This is a genomic window from Aurantiacibacter zhengii, from assembly GCF_003584125.1.
Lineage (GTDB): Bacteria > Pseudomonadota > Alphaproteobacteria > Sphingomonadales > Sphingomonadaceae > Alteraurantiacibacter > Alteraurantiacibacter zhengii.
Genome location: NZ_QXFL01000018.1, coordinates 1 through 17995, shown reverse-complemented (window position 1 = coordinate 17995; position 17995 = coordinate 1). Strand labels below are relative to the sequence as shown.

Genomic DNA, 17995 nt, shown 5'->3' with positions numbered 1-17995 from the left:
CGTCCGTCGATAAGGCGCTGGACGAGGGATGGGTCTGCGAGGGTAGAGGTATCGCCGAGGGCGTCGTAGTCGTTCTCGGCGATCTTCCTGAGGATGCGGCGCATGATCTTGCCGCTGCGGGTCTTGGGCAGGCCGTCGGTGAAATGCAGGTGGTCGGGCGTGGCCACGGGGCCGATCTCGCGGCGCACCTGCTGTTTCAGTTCGGCGTGGAGCTCGTCCGATGGCTCCACCCCTTCCATCGTGGTGACGTAGCAGTAGATGCCCTGGCCCTTCACCTCGTGCGGGTAACCCACCACCGCGGCCTCTGCCACCTTGGGGTGCAGCACCAGCGCGCTTTCCACCTCGGCCGTGCCCATGCGGTGGCCCGAGACGTTGATCACGTCGTCCACCCGGCCCGTGATCCAGTAGTACCCATCGCCGTCGCGGCGGCAGCCGTCGCCGGTGAAGTAGCGGCCGGGGAAGGTGGTGAAGTAGGCCTCGATAAAGCGGTCGTGATCGCCGTAGACGGTGCGCGCCTGGCCCGGCCAACTGGCAGCGATGCACAGGTTGCCCTCGGCCGCGACCCCGTCCTCTTCCGGCAGCGGCTGCCCCTCGTTATCGACCAGCAGCGGCTGCACGCCGAAGAACGGCCTGCCCGCACTCCCTGGCTTCATGTCGTGGGCATAGGGCAGGGTGGTGATCATGTGGCCGCCGGTCTCGGTCTGCCACCAGGTGTCGACCACCGGGCAGCGGTTCTCGCCCACCACCTCGTAATACCAGCGCCAGGCTTCCGGGTTGATCGGCTCGCCCACGGTGCCAAGAATGCGCAGGGAAGAACGGTCGTGCTGCGTCACCCAGCCATCGCCCTCGCGCATCAGCGCGCGGATGGCGGTGGGCGCGGTGTAGAAGATGTTGACCTTGTGCTTTGCAATCACGTCCCAGAAGCGGCCGTGATCGGGATAGTTGGGCACCCCTTCGAACACCAGGCTGGTGCCAGCGTTCAGCAGCGGGCCGTAGGTGACATAGCTGTGCCCCGTCACCCAGCCGATATCGGCGCTGCACCAGAACACTTCGCCCGGCTGGTAATCGAAGGTGTAGTAAAAGGTCGCCGCGCACCACAGGGCATAGCCGCCGGTGGTGTGCAGCACGCCCTTGGGCTTGCCGGTGGAGCCAGAGGTGTAGAGGATGAACAGCGGATCTTCCGCGCCCATCTCCTCGCACGGGCATTCCGCATCGCTGGCAAGATCGTGGTACCAGTGGTCGCGGCCTTCGGTCATGGCGATATCGCCGCCGGTGTGGCGCACGACCAGCACGCCGTCGACCGTGACCCCGTCATGATCCAGCGCGGCATCGACATTGGCTTTCAGGGGGATCGTCCTGCCGCCGCGCAGCCCCTCGTCGGCGGTGACCACGAAGCGGCTGTCGCAGCCTTCCAGCCGGCCCGCCAGCGCCTCTGGCGAGAAGCCGCCGAACACCACCGAGTGGATCGCCCCGATGCGCGCGCAGGCGAGCATGGCCAGCACGCCCTCGACCACCATGGGCATGTAGAGCGTGACCCGGTCGCCCTTCGCGACGCCCATCGCCTTCAGCGCATTGGCCATCTGCACCACTTCGGCGTGAAGCTGGGCATAGGTGAGGGTGCGCGCGGGCGAGGCAGGATCGTCGGGCTCGAAGATCAGCGCCGCGCGCTCTGCATGCTGCGGCAGGTGGCGGTCGACGCAGTTGTAGCACAGGTTCAGCGAACCGTCGGCGAACCACCTGATGTCCACCGGATCGAACGACCACTCACCCGCCTTCGTCGGCTCAGCATACCAGTCGAGCCGCTCCTTCGCCTCTTCCAGCCAGAAACCGTCCGCATCCTCCACAGAACGCCGGTAGCGCGCTTCGTAATCCGCGGGCGCGGCGTGGGGATCGGGGGAATTTGCCGGGGTGCGGACGATGTCAGCCATGAAAATGCCTCTCTTTCGCCTGTCTATCTAACGGCCATGGTCAAGCGGGCAAGGCCATGAATCACGAGAGGTTGCCGGGTGCATCCGGCTGATTGTCCGGGTGCGCGCGCTGGAAAGCGGGCAGGGCAAGGCAGGCCTGCTCGATCCGGCACATCCGGTCACAGGCGTCGAGTTCGAAATCAAACCGGCGCGCGTTGTAAAGCTGGGGCACCAGCACCGCTTCGAAAAGGCCGGGCCCGTCGAACAGGAAATCCTCGGTCCCAAGCTGCTTCAGGCGTTTCTCGACCGGCACCAGCGTGGCGGAAAGCCAGTTCCGATACCAGGTCTCGACCTCGCCCTGCTCGTGACCCAACGGGTCCTTCAGGTATTTCAGCACTTTCAGGTTGAGCGGGGCGTGCAGTTCGGTGGCAATGGCATAGGCCAGTTCGCGGGCGGTGAAGCGTTGCTCTATATCCGAGGGCAGCAGCGGATTGTCGGAATAGCGTTCGTCCAGCCACTCGATGATGGCCATGCTCTGTGCGCGGTCGCGGCCATCGGCCTCCAGCATCGGAACACCGGCAAAGGGATTGCGCGATACGTAGTCGGCGTCCTTGTGGCGGCTCTCGATCAGGCTGACGGGATCCTGTTCGTAATCCAGTCCCTTGAGTTCGAGCGCGCAGCGCAAACGATAGCTCGTCGAGCTTCGCCAATATCCATACAGCTTCATTGGCACCTCCAGCGGTTTCGGTCGTTGTCCTCTTACACACCATGATTACCGGCATTGATCAAACGCGCGAAGCGAGGCATTGAGCCTGAAAGAAGTTTCAGGTGAGACTAAAAGATGCATTACCAGACGGGATTTCTCAACCACTTCGCCACCGAGGCTGTTAAAGGCGCACTGCCGGAAGGGCGCAACAGTCCGCAGCGCCCGGCATTCGGCCTTTATGCAGAGCAGTTCAGCACCACGGCATTTACCGCGCCGCGAGTGGAAAACCGTCGCAGCTGGCTATACCGGATGCGCCCCACCACCGCGCACGGCGCTTTCCAGCCCTACGGCGGCGCATCGCGACTTGCCGCTCCCGATGGTAGTCACACCACCCCCAACCGGCTGCGCTGGGATGCCCTGCCCATGCCCGCCGGATCTGTCGATTTCGTCGACGGAATGGTTACCTACGGCGGCAACGGTGATCCTTCCACAAGCGGGATCGGCATCCATCTTTATGCGGCGACTGCAAGCATGGACACGCGCGCTTTCCAGAACAGCGATGGCGAAATGCTGATCGTACCGCAGCAGGGCGACCTTCGCATCGTCACCGAACTTGGCCGCATGGATGTTGCTCCTGGCCACATCGCCTTGATCCCTGCCGGAATGCGCTTCCGTGTGGAGGTCGACGGCCCGGCTCGCGGCTATATCTGCGAGAATTTCGGCGCGCCCTTCCGCTTGCCTGACCTCGGCCCCATCGGCGCCAACGGCCTTGCCAACCCGCGCGATTTCGAAACGCCCGTCGCCTGGTTCGAGGATCGCGACGAGGACTTCGAGATCGTCCAGAAGTTCAACGCTCGGCTATGGACGACGACGATAGACCACTCTCCGTTCGACGTGGTGGCCTGGCACGGCAATTCCGCGCCCTGTCGCTACGATCTCGCGCGCTTCAACACTATCAACACGGTGAGTTTCGACCACCCGGACCCGTCCATTTTCACCGTCCTGACCAGCCCCATCGATACGCCGGGGACGGCCAATTGCGACTTCGTCATATTCCCGCCACGCTGGATGGTGGGAGAAGACACGTTCCGTCCTCCGTGGTTCCACCGCAACGTGATGAGCGAATTCATGGGCCTGATCCACGGCGTCTACGATGCCAAGGAAGGGGGCGGCTTCGTGCCCGGCGGCGCATCGCTCCACAACCAGTTCAATGGCCACGGGCCCGATGCGGACAGCACCCGCAAAGCCATGGATGCCAACCTGAAACCTGTGAAGATCGAGGACACGCTGGCATTCATGTTCGAAAGCCGCGCGATCATCCAGACCACCGACTTCGCCATGAATGGCGGAACCCTGCAAACCGATTACGATGCCTGCTGGGAAGGCTTCGAGAAAGCGAAACTGCCCAAATGACCGAGACAACCATCGAAACCGACTTCACCCACGATCCGGATGCGAAGAGCTGGGTAGAAAGTGCCAACGGCCATCCGGCGTTTCCGGTACAGAACCTGCCTCTGGGCATCTTCTCCCCCAAGGACGGCGGCGCGCGTGGAGGTATCGCCATCGGCGACATGATCCTCGACCTTGCCGACATTGCCGGTCTGCTGGAGCTTGAGGCCGCCACCGCAGCACGCCTGGCAGGTCAGTCTACGTTAAACGACCTGCTCGATCGCGGCGCGGACTCGCTGCGTGCGCTGCGCCAGGGCGTCTTCAAACTGCTGACCGATGACGACAAGAAGACCGCTGTCGAGCCCGCGCTTCACAAGGCCAAGGATTGCAAGTTGCACGTGCCGGTGACGGTGGGTGACTACACCGATTTCTATTCGGGCATTCACCACGCGGAGAACATCGGTGCGCTGTTCCGCCCTGACAATCCGCTGCTCCCGAACTACAAGTACGTGCCGATCGGCTATCACGGGCGTTCGTCGTCCATCCGCCTCTCCGGCGTCGACGTAAAGCGCCCCAGCGGGCAGAAAAAGCCGCCGGAAGATGGCGCGCAGCCGCCATTCGGCCCCAGCGCACGGCTGGATTACGAACTGGAGATGGCAATCTGGGTGGGCAAGGGCAACGCGCTGGGCCACCCCATTCCCATCGGGGAGGCCGAAGAGCATATCGCCGGCATCTCCATCCTGAACGACTGGTCCGCGCGCGATATTCAGGCCTGGGAATACCAGCCGCTCGGCCCGTTCCTGGCAAAGAATTTCCATTCGAGCATTTCGCCGTGGATCGTGACCATAGATGCCCTGGCCCCTTTCCGCACCGCGCAGCCGGCGCGGCCGGAAGGCGATCCCAAGCCGCTCGATTACCTGTTCGATGAGCGCGACCAGGCCACCGGTGCCTTTGGCATCACAATGGAAGTGTTCATCGCCACCGAGAAGATGCGCCAGGACGGTGACGAACCGCACAGGCTCAGCACCGGACCGATGACGGCCATGTACTGGACCGCGGCACAGCTTGTCGCGCACCATTCGGTGGGCGGTTGCAACCTGCGCAGTGGAGACCTGCTGGGAACCGGCACGCTGACCAGCGGCGACGAGGGCGGCGAAGGCAGCCTGATCGAACTGACGGAAGGCGGCAAGAAGTCCATCACGCTGCCCAACGGCGAAACCCGAACCTTCCTGGAAGACGGTGACGAAGTCATCATCACCGCCTTTGCCGAGAAGGATGGGTTTGCCCGTATCGGCCTTGGTGAATGCCGCGCGGTGATCACCGGCTGACCGCCGCGATGGCCTGTTGGAAGGCGGGTGCCTAAAGCCCGCCTTTCACGGCCTCAAGATACGGCGATATTGTCTAAAATCGGTCGCTTCCCATCTCCTGTTGCAAAGGAGAACAGTCATGATCGACGTAAGAGATTTCGACAGCCTTGGCGGAGCGAACCACGGCTGGCTAGATACCAAGCACCACTTTTCATTCGCCGGCTATCATGACGAAAGCCGGATGCACTGGGGCGCACTGAGGGTGTGGAACGACGATCATATCGCGGCGCGCAGCGGCTTTCCCCCGCACCCGCACCGCGACATGGAAATCATCACCTACGTGCGCAAAGGCGCGATCACGCACAAGGACAGCCTTGGCAACGAGGGCCGCACGGAGGCGGGCGACGTGCAGGTAATGAGCGCCGGGACCGGCATCCAGCACGCGGAATATAACATGGAGGATGGGGAAACCACGCTCTTCCAGATCTGGATTCTACCCGACAAGGACAAGCTTGGCCTTCCGCCAACCTGGGGCGCAAAGCCATTCCCCAAGACGGATCGTGCGGGCCAGTGGGCTATCCTTGCAAGCGGGCGCGAGGGCGACGGCGATGCGCTGCCGATCAACGCGGATGCGCGTGTGGTCGGGGCGACGATCAAGGCTGGCGAAACGCTCGATTACGCGCTGAAGGGGCGCAAGGGCTACCTTGTGCCTGCCACCGGCAGCATCGAAGTGAACGGCGAGTTCGTGAACGAGCGGGACGGCGCGGCCATTGCCGACCTCGACACCATTACCGTCAGCGCGCTGGAAGACAGCGAAGTGGTGCTGGTCGAGACCGCCTGATCGTACCCAGATGAAGCGACAGGGCCGCGTTCCGGAAGGGGCGCGGCCCTATTCGTGGCGCAGCGCGTCGATAGGGTCGAGCTTGCTGGCGCGGTGGGCAGGGTAATAGCCGAAGATGATGCCCATGATCGCGCTGAACACGAAGCTCATCACGTTCACCACAGGATCGAAGATAAACGGCAGGTCGATAGCCCCTGCCAGCAACACCGAAAGTCCGAAGGCGAGACCGATCCCGATCAGGCCGCCGAAACAGCACAGCACCACGGCCTCTGTCAGGAATTGCAGGCGCACTTCCCGCGCAAGTGCGCCGATGGCCAGGCGTATCCCGATCTCGCGCGTACGTTCCGTGACCGAAACCAGCATGATGTTCATGATCCCGATACCGCCCACCAGCAAGCTGATCCCGGCGATCACCGTGACCACGAGGGTCATCACACCGGTCACCTGATTGACCGTGTCGTTGATTTCGGCGGTGTCGACGATGTTAAAGTTGTTGTCCTCTCCGTCCTGAATCACGCGGCGTTCGCGCAGCAGGTCGATCAACTGGTTCTGCATAGCGCCCGCTTCATAGGCGGGATCGTATTTGACCACGAAGTACTGGATGTTGTTGTTGCCGATGAAGCGGCGCTGTACCGTCTTCAGCGGCATGATGACGATGTCGTTGGCATCGTTGCCCGGGCCGATCGAGCTCGAACGCTCGTCGATCACCCCGATCACCTGGCAAGACACGTTGCCGATACGCATCTCCTCGCCCAGGACCCGGTCCTCCACGAAGATTTCCTCGACGATCTTGGGCCCGAGGATGCAGACGCTTTCGCCGCGCGCTTCCTCCCGGTCGGAGAATTCACGGCCTTCCACCACTTCGATGGACTGGGCCGCGAAGAAGGCGCGGCTCGCACCCTGAACGCCGGTCTGCCAGTCCTGACCGTTGTGGAAGGCGATGGCGTTCGTCTCGACCGCACCCGCGACGGCCTCGACCCCGGGGATCTGCATTTCGACTGCGCGCACGTCTTCCTCGTCGAACGGGGGCGGCGCGACGTTGGGATCGGTGCGCGAGGGAAAGACGATGAAGACGTCGGAACCAAGGCCGGCGATATCTTCCTGCACGTCGGCGGTCAGTCCGCGGCCCAGCGTCACCATGGTGATGACGGCGGCAACCCCGATGATGATGCCCAGCGTCGTCAGGAAGCTGCGCAGCAGGTGTCGTCGGATCTCGCGCAGGGCGAGCAGCATTGTGGCTCCGATCATGCCGAACATCAGGCGTGCTCCTCCAGCGGAGCGCCGGACTTGTGTCCGCGCTCGATACGCTCGACCAGTCCGTCGCGGAAATGCACGATAGTCTTGGCGAACTCGGCCATTTCCTCTTCGTGTGTCACCATCAGCACGGTAATGCCGTCGGCGTTGAGGCGATTGAGCAGTTGCATGATCTCTACCGAACGTTCGGTATCGAGGTTGCCGGTGGGCTCGTCTGCCAGCAGGACATCGGGTTCTGTCACCAGCGCACGGGCAATGGCGACACGCTGCTGCTGACCACCGGAAAGCTCCGCCGGTGTGTGTTCGGCCCACGGGAGCAGCCCGACCTGGTCCAGGGCATGTTCGGCAGCTTCGCGCCGCAGTTTCTTGCTTTCACCGCGATAGAGCAGCGGCAGCTCAACGTTTTCGAGAGCGGTCGTACGCGCCAGCAGGTTGAAACCCTGGAACACGAAGCCGAGGTAGCGCCGCCTGAGCAGCGAGCGCTGGTCCCGGCTCAGGGCTTGCACCTCCACGCCGCGAAAGCGGAACTTGCCGCTGGTGGGCACATCGAGGCAGCCCAGTATGTTCATCGTCGTGGACTTGCCCGAGCCCGATGGCCCCATCACCGCCACGAAATCTCCGCGCTGGATCTTGAGATCGACGCCTTTCAGCGCCTGGAACGCCGCCGCGCCTTCGCCGAAGGTCTTGGTGATCCCTTCCAGTTCGATGAGCGGCGGCTGGCTCACGGGCGCATGGCCCTGATGCCGGTGACAACTTCCATGCCGGGTTCGAGCTCTTCCGAAGTCACGACGGTGCGCCGTCCATCGCTGCGCCCGGTCACGACTTCGATAGCGCGCAGGCTGCCATCGTCCTCGACCACGTAGACCCGCTGGGTCGAGCCGACCCCGATCGAGGCTTCGTCTTCCTGGTCGAGCCCGAACTGCTGGGGCCCGAATACACCCCCTTCTTCTTCCTCTTGCGTTTCCGGGTCGAAACGCAGGGCACCGTTGGGTACCAACATGGAAACGCCGGTGTTCTCGGTGGCAATCGTGGCAGTGGCCGTCATGCCGGGGCGAAGCAGGCCATCGTCGTTGCTCACGGTAAGGCGCGCTTCGTAGCTCACCACCTGCTGACCCTGTTGCTGCTGCTGGCTGGCCAGCGCGATGTTGTTCGAGGCGAGGTCCACCCGTTCCACCGTGGCGGGGAAGCGGCGGCCGGGATAGGCATCGACGGTAAAGTTCGCCTGCTGGCCGGGCTGTACCTGTCCCACGTCCGCCTCGTCGATGGAGACACGCAGCTGCATGGTTCCCAGGTCTTCTGCCAGCACGAACAATGTGGGCGTGTTGAAGCTGGCCGCCACGGTCTGGCCCGGTTCCACCTGGCGCGCCAGCACCACGCCCGACACGGGTGAGCGGATTACCGCGCGGTCGCGGTTGGTCTGCGCGCTGGAAAGCTGGGCCTGTGCGGAAGAGACATTGGCACGGGCGCTGGCGACAGCGGCCTGGCCACGGCGCACGGCGGCCTCGGCCTGTTCCAGTTCCGCCTGCGCGGGCACGCGGCCATCGGACAGGCGGCGCACTTCCCGCAGCCGTTCGAGCTGAGCGGTGTCGGCCTGCAGCGTGGCCTGCGCCTGCAGGACGGAGGCCCGCGCGGCGTTGAGGTTTGCCTGGCTCTGCTGGATCTGGTCCTGGATAACGTCCGTGTTGATGCGTGCCAGTACCTGTCCGCGCGATACGATGTCGTTCACGTCCACATAGATATCGTCGATCCGGCCGGAAACTTCGGAGCCGACTTCAACCTGGTTGGTGGGCCGCAGATTACCTGTCGCCGTCACCGTCAGGTCCAGCGAACGCTGTTCCACCTCGGCGGTGATATAGTCCGGCCCCTGATCGCCGTCGGAGAACACGGTGGAGAGCAGGATAAGCACCAGCATGATAGCTGCCACCACCCACACCCAGCGGCGTTTGTACCATTTGCGCGGCTTGCCGCTGTCCAGATACTCGCCGATATCCTGATCTGTTTCTGGTTGGCTCATTGCGCGGTCCTGTCGCTGTTCGCGGGGCTGCTGGCCACCGGCGGAAGATCATAGTCGGAAATGCTCCACCCGCCGCCCAGCGCCTGGGTCAGGCGAACGAAGGCGATGGCCCGGTCGGCCTGGGCGGAGACAAGCTGGTTGCGCGCCGAAAGCAGCTGGTTCTCAGCCGTCAGCAGCGTGCGGAAATCGGTGAGGCCAGCCTGATACTGGCTGCGCGCGAGCAGGGCGGAGTTGTCGGCAGCGTCGAGCGCTTCCTCGTTGATGACAACCCGCTGCGCGGCGGTGCGCTGGTCGACTGCCGCTGTCTCGACATCCTCCAGCGCGTTGAGAATGGATTGCTCCCACGCCGCCAGCGAAGCGTCGGCACCGGCCTCGGCACTGTCCACCTGCGCGGCGGTGCGCCCGCCATCGAAAATAAGCTGGCTGACCCCTGCGAACAGGCCGCCCGTGATAACGTCGAAGAGATTGCCGGCGGTGGCCGATCCGGTGCCGATACTGCCGGTAAGCCGGACCAGTGGCAGCAACTGCGCGCGCGCCACGCCGATGCGGGCGGTGCTGGCGAAAAGGCTCGCCTCTGCCGCGCGCACGTCAGGGCGCCGACGCAGCACTTCTCCCGGCGCCTCGAACCCTGCCAGCAGGGGCGGTGCGGGAACGGGCTCCGGCTCGTCTGCCACGATGGCGGCAAGCACGCGACCGGGGGCTTCCCCGATCAGCGTGGAGATGGAATTCGCCGTGCCCGTCAGGCTGCTTTCCAGCAACGGGATCGTGGCGGCGGTCTGCGCGCGCTGCGTGCGGGCCTGTTCCACGTCCAGGCTGGAGACAAGGCCTGCCTGGTTTCGCCAGCGGGCGATTTGCAGGTTATCATCCTGATAGGCGAGGGTAGAGCGCGCTATCGCCAGCTGCTCCGCGGTGGCGCGGGCATTGATTGTGGCGATGGCCACTTGCCCGACGATCAGGCGTTGCAGGTCTGCCAGCGAGTAGCCCTGCGCCGCCAGTTCGCCCTGCGCCGCGGCGACGTTGCCTGATATCTGGCCGAACAGGTCCGCTTCCCAGGCCGCGTCCGCGCCGATGGAAAACTGTACTCCGTCCCGGGCAAGGTCGCCGATGTCGCGGTTGATGCCGCCGCTGGCCGAAACCGATGGCAGGTAACCGGCCCGCGCCTGTACCAGCGATGCGCGCGCCTGATCCAGCCGGGCAGCGCTCTGCGCCAGGTCACGGTTGTCGGCTATCGCCTGTTCGACAAAACTGGTGAGCAGAGGATCGTCGAGCAGCGTCCAGTACTGTGTGATATCAGCGGATATGGGCGCCGGATCGGCAATCTGCCATTCTGCCGGAATTGCGATTTCGGGCTGGGTTATCTCCACAGCGGGGGTGGAGCATGCAGTAACGGCAAGAAGACCGATTGTGGCCGCAAGACCTCGCCGCGCATTTGCACTGCCCCCCATCATGCCGTCCCCAATCGTCAATCCCAACTCCGTCACGTCGTCTAGTGCTGCCAATTTCCTAATCCAAGCAGATGCTTGGCACTTTACCCAATTACCCGCGTTGCCGTGATATTCGCGCAACAAAACGATAAATATTTGCCCGTTTGTGACTCGTTGAAACTATGTTTTGATGGTCATCGAGCACAGAGCTTTCATTTCACGGCTGGCATTTGGGCGGTACCCGCTATCGAGGAACCGACTACTCGGCTCGACCAAAGTGTATTAGCGTCTCAATACAGTAAGGGCAAGACGTGGCTGTTTCACATGCATATCGCATAGAGGCAATTTGTGTGGATCGCGGCGTGCGCGGCCCTATATCGACCCCATGACGGCGATCGAAGAACGGCAGAGTGCTCACGTAGCGGGCGATCAGGCAGCCTTGCGCGCGGCCTGCCGACCTGGCGTTGGCCTGTGCACCATCACCCATATAGAAGGCAGCTTCTCGCGTCGCCTCGGGGCGCAACTCGCGGTAAATCCCGATGGCAGCGTGATCGGCAGCCTGGCCGATGGCTGTCTGGAGCAGGAACTGGCGCGGGAAATCTCCGCTTGCGGAGAGCGCCGGGTGCTCCGCTACGGCGCAGGTTCGCCGAACATCGACTTTCGCCTTCCGTGCGGCGGCGGCCTCGATATCCTGATCGATCCCGAGCCTGACCGGGAGGCTTGCCGCGCGGTAGTAACCCGGCTGGATGACCGGCAAGAGGCTCGCCTGACCCTCCCGCATCCCAGCCCCATGCCACAGCGACGCTACGTACCCGACCTGCGCCTGATGCTGTTTGGTGAAGGGCCGGAACTGGCCGCCATGTCGCAACTGGCCACCGCTTCAGGGATCGTAAGCGAAAGCCACGGGCGGGACGACGGCTCTCTGGCACTGGGGCAAGTGCCCGATCATCTGACTGCAGACCGCTGGACGGCCATTGTCCTGCTGTTTCACGATCACGAATGGGAACGGGCCATCTTGCAATGGGCTCTCACGACACCGGCATTCCTGATTGGCGCGCAGGGCGGATCTCCGGCCCGTGCTGCCCGCGAAGCGGACCTGGTGTCGCTGGGCTTCGCGCCGCAGCAGGTCGCGCGGATCGCCAGCCCGCTGGGCACCGTGAAGCACAGCCGCGAGCCGATGGGACTGGCGCTTTCCGCGCTTGCGGGGATCGTTGGCGAATACGAGCGGCGTCACCCTCACCATGGCTGACGAGCAGCCGCTGGTGGCCGTGCTCGCCGCCGGAAAGGCCAGCCGCTTTGGCGGGGGCAAGCTGGACGCGAACCTTAAGGGACGGCCAGTCGGGCGCTGGGTGCTCGACACGGTAGAGAGCGCGGGCCTTATGCGCAGGTTCATCGTGACCGGTCCTGAATCGCCCCAATTCGCAAGGGACGCAACCGGCTGGCAAGTGATCGTCAATCGCCATCCGGAGAGGGGATTGAGCGGATCTGTCGAGGCTGCGCGCCGTCAGGCCGTGGCGCAGCAGGCAGACCTGTTGCTGGTGCTGGCGGACATGCCGCTGATCGAGCCGGGTCACTTGCAGGAACTGGTCGCGACACCGGGCAGCACGGCCACGCGCTATCCGGACGGGCGGCTGGGCGTGCCCGCGCTTGTCAGGGCGAGCGACCAGGATTGGCTTGCCAACCTGACGGGCGATCGCGGTGCCGGGCGGGTGCTGGCAGAAATTCCCCGGCTCACCAGGGTCGATGCTGCGCCGCACAGCTTGCTCGACATCGATGATGCTGCCGGTCTCGAAGAGTTGCGAAGGCGCCTTGGCTAGCGGCTAGTTCGGCCAGTCCACGAGCTCGCGCAGCTGGGCGGTGCGCGCGCGGGTCAGCCTGGTCTTGCAATTGGCTACCAGCAGCGGCTGCATGGAACCACCACGCGCGTTGTTGCCGACACTGGCGCAATGATGATCGCGATAGACCAGCCAGGCCCGTTGGCCGCGCAGCAACTCACTGAAATAGCCGGGCCTCCCGTCATCAGGCACGCCGGCGGAATCCATGCGCCGCATCTCTGCCGCCGTTGCCCGCCATTGGCGGTTGAGCGCGGCATCGGCTTGCTCCCACTCCTGCGCGGCGCAATAATTCATCGCCTGCTGCGTCGTCGGTTCTGCACATCGCGACGCGTTTCCGGCACTGGCGACAGCGTCGGTATCGGCACTGGCCTGGGCGAGCAGGGGCAGCAGGATCGTGACCAGATTCATCGGTTATTCTCCTTCTTGCGCCGCCCGGCAGCGTAGGCAGCCAGTTGCGGCGCAAACCAGCGCGCACCGCGTCTTTCGGCTTCGTCGGAGGGAATGGTATCGAGAGAATGTGCGAGGCGTGCAAGGTTCTCGTTCGACAGGGAGCCAAGCGGCGCGACGTAAACGCCGATGGTAAAGACGATCGCTCCCGTTTCCGGCAGGCGGCGCAGGGTCTGTCGTTCGCAACGCGCGAACAGGGTTTCGCCCGCGTTTTCAGTGGTGACCGCTGCGAAGGTTTCGGCTGGCGGCCGGTTGTCGATCCAGCGTCTGGCGGGTGTGGGGGCGACGAACCAGTTGCACCTTCCGAAGATCTTCCCGGGTTTGAGCTTCGCCATGAAATGGTCGACCCCGCTTGCCAGTTGATCAGCATAGCCCTGGATCGGCGCGTGCATGGCGACCAGTGGCAGGCCCAGCTTGTCCGCGGGGTGCCAGTCGGTGGGCCAGGCCACGGCTGCAGCGATAAGGCGGTAGACATCCTCGCGCTCGGCGCGCGCCAGCAGGCATATGTCCTCGTGCGCGGCTCGGGCTGCGTCTTCCAGCCCGCCCTCGACACCCACCATTGCAGCCAGCTCCCGTCCCGCGGGCAGGGCAGGGGGCAGCAGTTGCACGGCTTGCGGATGGGCATCGAAAGCAGCCGCACGCGCCGCGAGATCGGGCCGCGGCTGGAGCCAATCGTCGGGCGCCAGCGCGACCAGTCCCATCTTCAGCGCGCCGCCCCCGCGCGCCCTCGGCAGCAGTTCCTCGACCGAAAAGCCGAGCTTCGAGCTCAATGCGCAGCGTCTCCCTTGGGGCTTTCCATGATCTCGGTCAGTTGGCCCATCATGTCCTTGGGATGGATGAAAAAGATCGGCGTGCCGTGGGCACCCACGCGGGTCGGCCCGAGGATGCGCTTGCCCATTCTTTCGAACGCGGCGCGTGCCTCGCCGATGTCGGGGACTTCGAAACAGATGTGGTGCTGGCCGCCCAGCGGGTTTTTCGCGAGGAACCCGGTCACCGGTGAATCTTCGCTCAGCGGAGCCAGCAGTTCGATCTGCGTACCTTCCGTTCCGTCATGGCCTGGAGTGTTGACGAAACATACCTTCACGCCTTGTTCGGGCAGGTCGAATGGTTCGGTGATATCGGTCGCGCCCAGCACATCGCGATAATGCGCGATGGCGGAGGCGAGGTCGGGCACGGCAACGCCGATGTGGTTGAAGCGGCCTAGCTGCATGGTTGGTTCTCCTTTGCCGCAGCCCTAGCGCAGGCAGACACGGTTCGACAACGCGCTCATGTTACGCGGGCTATGAACCGGCTGGCATCCTCCAGCACCGGGGCCCGGCCTCGCAGCGGACGGGATAGCGCGATCAGGATATCGATATGGTCGATGCCCGGGTATGTGGTCATTCCCGCTTCGACCCCTTCCGAAACGAGGGCGGCGGTCAAGGCTTCGCTGTTGCGGGGCTCTACCACAGTATCATCGGCGCCTGTCAGCAGCAGGGCCGGGGGTGCGGTCTCATCGGCGTATGTGATGGGCTGGGTTTCCGCAACGCGTGGCCATTCGCCGAAGGCGGCAATCGAAGCATCCGTGTCCAGCGGTGCAAAATCGTATGGTCCGGCGAGACCTACAAATCCGCGAATGGCGGTGCGGCCTTCGCCAAGCCACTGCGGATCGAGCGCCAGCATGGCACCGATCTGGGCGCCGGCGGAATGCCCCATCAGCACGATGCGGTCGGGATCGCCGCCGTACTCGGAAATATGCCGGCGCACCCAGGCAACGGCGGCGGCCCCGTCTTCCACGAAGCCGGGAAAGCGGACTTCCGGCACGAGGCGATAATCGGGCACGACCACGATGTTGCCCTGCGCCGCCAGCGCTCGCCCCGCAAAATCGTAGCCTTCGCGCGTGCCGCTGTTCCAGCTGCCACCGTAAAAGAACACGACCACGGGCAGGTTCGGCGCGTCTGCATCGGTCGGGGCATAGATGTCGAGCGCCTGCCGGTCGCCATCGCCATAGGCCAGACCTTCTGCCACCTGCCTGCCGCCCGCGTCCTTGGGCACCAGCGTGTTGAAGGTCAGCAGCGGCGAAATCCAGTAGGCGACACCCAGCGCGGCCGCGGCGAGAACGACGATGGCGAAGAATATTTTCAAGAAATAGCGTGTCCCTGACGGAAGCTGGAGCAGCAGTTCGCGCCAGCCAGAATTTCGAGCAGGTTAGGGGTAGGCGGTCCGAACGTCCACCGGGGTCAGACATCCCAGAGTTTACCGACCAGGGAACATCCCTTGCAATTTATCATTGCCCGCGTAGCCAAGGTGGCGCCCCTGACAAGCCGATCACCCCTCGATCCACGAAAGACAATGGCAGCATGAGCAATTCCCCTCTCGAAGGAATCAAGGTCGTCGAACTGGCGCGGATACTGGCCGGTCCCTGGGCCGGTCAGGTCCTTGCCGACCTGGGCGCGGAGGTGACCAAGGTGGAAAGCCCCGAGGGCGATGATACCCGCGGCTGGGGGCCACCCTTCATCGACCGTGCCGACGGAACCAAGGATGCCGCCTATTTCCACGCCGCCAATCGCGGCAAGGAAACGGTAATCGCGGATTTCAATCGTGCTGCCGATCTCAACAAGGTGAAGGCGATGATTGCCGAAGCCGACGTGGTGATCGAGAATTTCAAGAGCGGCAATTTAGCCAAGTTCGGCCTCGACTACGCCAGCCTCAAGGCAAAGAACCCCGGACTGGTCTACTGCTCCATCACCGGTTTTGGCCTCGATGGTCCCTATGCCGGACGGGCAGGGTACGATTTTATCATTCAGGGCATGAGCGGCATCATGGATCTCACCGGCTTTGCCGATGGTGCGCCGACGAAGATCGGTGTGGCCTATGCCGATATCCTGACAGGTCTCTACGCCGTGATCGGCATACAGGCGGCGCTGCGACAGCGAGAGACGACCGGGCAGGGCCAACTGGTGGACATGGCGCTGTTCGATGTGATGGTGGGCACGCTGGGGAACCAGGCGATGAACTATCTCGTCTCGGGTCGCAGCCCGAAGCGCATGGGTAACGCCCACCCCAATATCGCGCCTTATGAGGCTTTCGAGGCCAAGGATGGCTGGCTGATCGTTGCGGTAGGCAATGATCGCCAGTTCACGCGCTTTGCAGAAGCTATCGAGCTGCCCCCGCGCGAGGAATGGACCACCAATGCCAGGCGCGTGAAGAACCGGGTGTCGCTGTCCGCCGCCATCTCGATGCGCATCGCCAAGATGAAACGCGACGACCTGTTGCTGAAGCTGGAAAATCGCGGGGTCCCCGCAGGACCGATCAACAGCGTGAAACAGGCGCTTACGGACCCCCAGATCGTCGCGCGCGGGATGGTGGTGGACCTCGAAGCCGAAGGCCTTAAGGGCTTGCGCACGCCGATCCGTTTTTCCGATGCGGAACTGGCCCTTGGTAAGCCGTCACCGGCTTTACCGAGGGACGAAGATTAAGCTCGGGGGCGGGGCCGGTACGCCGCCCTGTCGCCAAGGTACTAGAAGGCACGCCGCTGGGCATTGGTATAGTCGATCCTGATCCGCACCCAGGTTCCGACCTGGTACTCTCCCCCGATGCGCGGCGGACGTACTTGGAATTGCCAGGCTGCCGCCTGCACGGCGCGGGCGATGCCTGAATTCTGCGGTGATTCGCCGATCACTTCGCAGTCCTCCACCCTCCAGTTCGGTGCGGTACGACAGGCAATCAGACCCCAGCCCGGGCCGCTCGCGGCGGAGAGGTAACCCGACAGTTGATCCGGCGCAGGCTCCCTGAACCAGCGCGCGGCGTAAAGCGGAGAGCCGTCGGGTGCGGTGCCGACGCGTTCGGTATCTTCTCCGCGCGGGTTGCCCGTGTTGGCGGGCCCGTAGGTCCTGTCAGAGCGCACGACTGCGCCAATGCTGGAACTTGGCCTGCTGGTCGGGGTCGGTTGCGGCGCTGGTTCCGGCGGCGGGGGAAGCCGGTAGGGGGAGGGGACGACCGCGAGCGGCGGACGCGCCACCGGAGTCGGCACATCGGGCAAGGACTCCGGGCTTGCTTCGGGTTGTGCCTGGCTGGGTGACGTATCGGGCTCCGCCGTTGCGGTTTCCGTAGGTGGAGCGGGCTGGCTGACATCGAAACTGCTGATGGTGACGAATTCGCGCTCTTCGTCCCGGCCAAGGCCAAGCGACAAGAGCAACAGGATGATAAGGACTTCGATACCCAGCGCGAGGGCGAACCCGGTGCCGCGACGCGTGGCATCGCTGCGCACCTTTGCGGCAAAGCGGCGCCACCATGGACCTTCGTCGTATTCCGGATCGTACGCGTAGATGGGAAGACTGTCCTGCCGAATGGAAACCGGCGCTTAGGCGCGCTGGAATGAACAGGCACTGTCAGGCGCGGGCGATGAATTCAACCGCCGATCGCGCAAACAAAAAGGGCCGGGATTGCTCCCGGCCCTTTTCGTTATTGTGTCCGTCGTGGACTTACATGCCCGAACCCGGACCGTAAGTGATTTCCACGCGGCGGTTCTGCAGCTCGCGCACACCGTCGGCGGTGGGAACGCGCAGGTCGTTCTCGCCGAAGGCTTCGCTGGAGATGCGGCCGCCGGGGATGCCGCGACCCGTCAGGTACTGACGGACCGAAGCGTTGCGACGCTCTGCCAGGCCCATGTTGTAGGTCGCGGTACCCGAGGTATCGGTGTGACCTGCCAGCATGATGGCTGCGGTGCCACAATCGCCGTAAGCGGTGATGGCGGAGTTGAGCACGGTGGCCGCTTCCGGAGTGATGGTCGACTCATCCCAATCGAAGAACACGATGTAGGGGCCCTGCTCACACACTGCAGCTGCCGGAGGAGGCGGCGGCGGGGGCGGCGGGGGCGGAGGAGGCGGCGG

The 17995-nt window shown here is 64.0% G+C and carries 18 protein-coding genes; 6 read left to right on the top strand and 12 right to left on the bottom strand.

The genetic code is table 11. From position 1 onward, the window contains the following. Positions 1-1928: acetate--CoA ligase (acs, locus tag D2V07_RS18010; RefSeq protein WP_119588282.1), on the bottom strand; the 1928-nt coding region annotated here is incomplete at its 3' end. A gap of 61 nt (positions 1929-1989) precedes the next feature. Next, the gene (gene maiA / locus D2V07_RS18005) at positions 1990-2634 is read right to left on the bottom strand and encodes a maleylacetoacetate isomerase (protein WP_119588281.1); all 645 of its coding nucleotides are present in this window, start codon (positions 2632-2634) and stop codon (positions 1990-1992) included. A gap of 114 nt (positions 2635-2748) precedes the next feature. Here maiA and hmgA point away from each other — a divergent pair, with 114 nt between their 5' ends. The 3 genes from hmgA (at position 2749) to D2V07_RS17990 (ending at position 6150) form a co-directional block, all read left to right on the top strand. Further along, positions 2749-4026: a homogentisate 1,2-dioxygenase gene (hmgA, locus tag D2V07_RS18000; protein WP_119588280.1), complete on the top strand. Its 1278-nt coding sequence runs from the start codon at positions 2749-2751 to the stop codon at positions 4024-4026. Beyond that, positions 4023-5330, top strand: coding sequence for a fumarylacetoacetase (fahA, locus tag D2V07_RS17995; protein WP_119588279.1), 1308 nt, complete (start codon positions 4023-4025; stop codon positions 5328-5330). The genes hmgA and fahA overlap by 4 nt, the downstream gene beginning before the upstream one ends. A gap of 118 nt (positions 5331-5448) precedes the next feature. Continuing rightward, positions 5449-6150 (top strand): pirin family protein, encoded by a 702-nt coding sequence (locus D2V07_RS17990; protein WP_119588278.1) that lies wholly within the window; start codon positions 5449-5451, stop codon positions 6148-6150. Positions 6151-6198: 48 nt separating this feature from the next. Here the strand turns inward: D2V07_RS17990 and D2V07_RS17985 are convergent, their stop codons facing one another. The 4 genes from D2V07_RS17985 to D2V07_RS17970 are packed head-to-tail and all read right to left on the bottom strand — an operon-like array spanning position 6199 to position 10917. Continuing rightward, entirely contained in the window at positions 6199-7398 is a 1200-nt protein-coding gene (locus D2V07_RS17985) for an ABC transporter permease (RefSeq protein WP_119588285.1), read from the bottom strand. Between the two features lie 8 nt (positions 7399-7406). Next, positions 7407-8129 carry an ABC transporter ATP-binding protein gene (locus D2V07_RS17980; protein ID WP_119588277.1) on the bottom strand — a complete coding sequence of 241 codons (723 nt, stop codon included), beginning with the start codon at positions 8127-8129 and terminating at the stop codon, positions 7407-7409. Beyond that, a complete protein-coding gene (locus D2V07_RS17975) occupies positions 8126-9418 on the bottom strand; it encodes an efflux RND transporter periplasmic adaptor subunit (protein ID WP_119588276.1) in 1293 nt (430 codons plus the stop codon). The genes D2V07_RS17980 and D2V07_RS17975 overlap by 4 nt, the downstream gene beginning before the upstream one ends. Continuing rightward, positions 9415-10917: an efflux transporter outer membrane subunit gene (locus tag D2V07_RS17970; protein ID WP_233548514.1), complete on the bottom strand. Its 1503-nt coding sequence runs from the start codon at positions 10915-10917 to the stop codon at positions 9415-9417. Before D2V07_RS17970 ends, D2V07_RS17975 begins: the two co-directional genes overlap by 4 nt. A 310-nt stretch (positions 10918-11227) precedes the next feature. On the opposite strand from D2V07_RS17970, the gene D2V07_RS17965 reads away from it, so the two are divergent. Both D2V07_RS17965 and D2V07_RS17960 read left to right on the top strand, forming a co-directional pair. Next, positions 11228-12091 (top strand): XdhC family protein, encoded by an 864-nt coding sequence (locus D2V07_RS17965; RefSeq protein WP_119588275.1) that lies wholly within the window; start codon positions 11228-11230, stop codon positions 12089-12091. Continuing rightward, positions 12084-12659, top strand: coding sequence for a nucleotidyltransferase family protein (locus D2V07_RS17960; RefSeq protein WP_119588274.1), 576 nt, complete (start codon positions 12084-12086; stop codon positions 12657-12659). The genes D2V07_RS17965 and D2V07_RS17960 overlap by 8 nt, the downstream gene beginning before the upstream one ends. Before the next feature lie 3 nt (positions 12660-12662). On the opposite strand, the gene D2V07_RS17955 is transcribed toward D2V07_RS17960, so the two are convergent. The 4 genes from D2V07_RS17955 to D2V07_RS17940 are packed head-to-tail and all read right to left on the bottom strand — an operon-like array spanning position 12663 to position 15248. Further along, positions 12663-13085 carry a lysozyme inhibitor LprI family protein gene (locus D2V07_RS17955; RefSeq protein WP_119588273.1) on the bottom strand — a complete coding sequence of 141 codons (423 nt, stop codon included), beginning with the start codon at positions 13083-13085 and terminating at the stop codon, positions 12663-12665. Further along, positions 13082-13894: a heme-dependent oxidative N-demethylase family protein gene (locus tag D2V07_RS17950; protein WP_233548513.1), complete on the bottom strand. Its 813-nt coding sequence runs from the start codon at positions 13892-13894 to the stop codon at positions 13082-13084. Before D2V07_RS17950 ends, D2V07_RS17955 begins: the two co-directional genes overlap by 4 nt. After that, positions 13891-14334 (bottom strand): methylmalonyl-CoA epimerase, encoded by a 444-nt coding sequence (mce, locus tag D2V07_RS17945; RefSeq protein ID WP_119588272.1) that lies wholly within the window; start codon positions 14332-14334, stop codon positions 13891-13893. The genes D2V07_RS17950 and mce overlap by 4 nt, the downstream gene beginning before the upstream one ends. A 56-nt stretch (positions 14335-14390) precedes the next feature. Next, positions 14391-15248: an alpha/beta hydrolase gene (locus D2V07_RS17940; RefSeq protein ID WP_119588271.1), complete on the bottom strand. Its 858-nt coding sequence runs from the start codon at positions 15246-15248 to the stop codon at positions 14391-14393. A gap of 215 nt (positions 15249-15463) precedes the next feature. On the opposite strand from D2V07_RS17940, the gene D2V07_RS17935 reads away from it, so the two are divergent. Beyond that, positions 15464-16582 carry a CaiB/BaiF CoA transferase family protein gene (locus D2V07_RS17935; RefSeq protein ID WP_119588270.1) on the top strand — a complete coding sequence of 373 codons (1119 nt, stop codon included), beginning with the start codon at positions 15464-15466 and terminating at the stop codon, positions 16580-16582. Positions 16583-16623: 41 nt separating this feature from the next. On the opposite strand, the gene D2V07_RS17930 is transcribed toward D2V07_RS17935, so the two are convergent. Together D2V07_RS17930 and D2V07_RS17925 are read right to left on the bottom strand one after the other, a co-directional pair. After that, positions 16624-17373, bottom strand: a complete 750-nt coding sequence (locus D2V07_RS17930) for a hypothetical protein (RefSeq protein ID WP_119588269.1) — start codon at positions 17371-17373, stop codon at positions 16624-16626. Between the two features lie 214 nt (positions 17374-17587). After that, positions 17588-17995 (bottom strand): OmpA family protein (locus D2V07_RS17925; protein ID WP_147367052.1); only part of this gene is annotated, 408 nt, incomplete at its 5' end.

Excerpts from the sequence above, each read along its gene's own strand:
- D2V07_RS17955 (WP_119588273.1), bottom strand. The coding sequence starts at position 13,085 with ATGAATCTGGTCACGATCCTGCTGCCCCTGCTCGCCCAGGCCAGTGCC.
- maiA (WP_119588281.1), bottom strand. The coding sequence starts at position 2,634 with ATGAAGCTGTATGGATATTGGCGAAGCTCGACGAGCTATCGTTTGCGC.
- D2V07_RS17960 (WP_119588274.1), top strand. The coding sequence starts at position 12,084 with ATGGCTGACGAGCAGCCGCTGGTGGCCGTGCTCGCCGCCGGAAAGGCC.
- hmgA (WP_119588280.1), top strand. The coding sequence starts at position 2,749 with ATGCATTACCAGACGGGATTTCTCAACCACTTCGCCACCGAGGCTGTT.
- D2V07_RS17985 (WP_119588285.1), bottom strand. The coding sequence starts at position 7,398 with ATGATCGGAGCCACAATGCTGCTCGCCCTGCGCGAGATCCGACGACAC.
- D2V07_RS17990 (WP_119588278.1), top strand. The coding sequence starts at position 5,449 with ATGATCGACGTAAGAGATTTCGACAGCCTTGGCGGAGCGAACCACGGC.
- D2V07_RS17975 (WP_119588276.1), bottom strand. The coding sequence starts at position 9,418 with ATGAGCCAACCAGAAACAGATCAGGATATCGGCGAGTATCTGGACAGC.
- fahA (WP_119588279.1), top strand. The coding sequence starts at position 4,023 with ATGACCGAGACAACCATCGAAACCGACTTCACCCACGATCCGGATGCG.
- D2V07_RS17965 (WP_119588275.1), top strand. The coding sequence starts at position 11,228 with ATGACGGCGATCGAAGAACGGCAGAGTGCTCACGTAGCGGGCGATCAG.
- D2V07_RS17935 (WP_119588270.1), top strand. The coding sequence starts at position 15,464 with ATGAGCAATTCCCCTCTCGAAGGAATCAAGGTCGTCGAACTGGCGCGG.
- mce (WP_119588272.1), bottom strand. The coding sequence starts at position 14,334 with ATGCAGCTAGGCCGCTTCAACCACATCGGCGTTGCCGTGCCCGACCTC.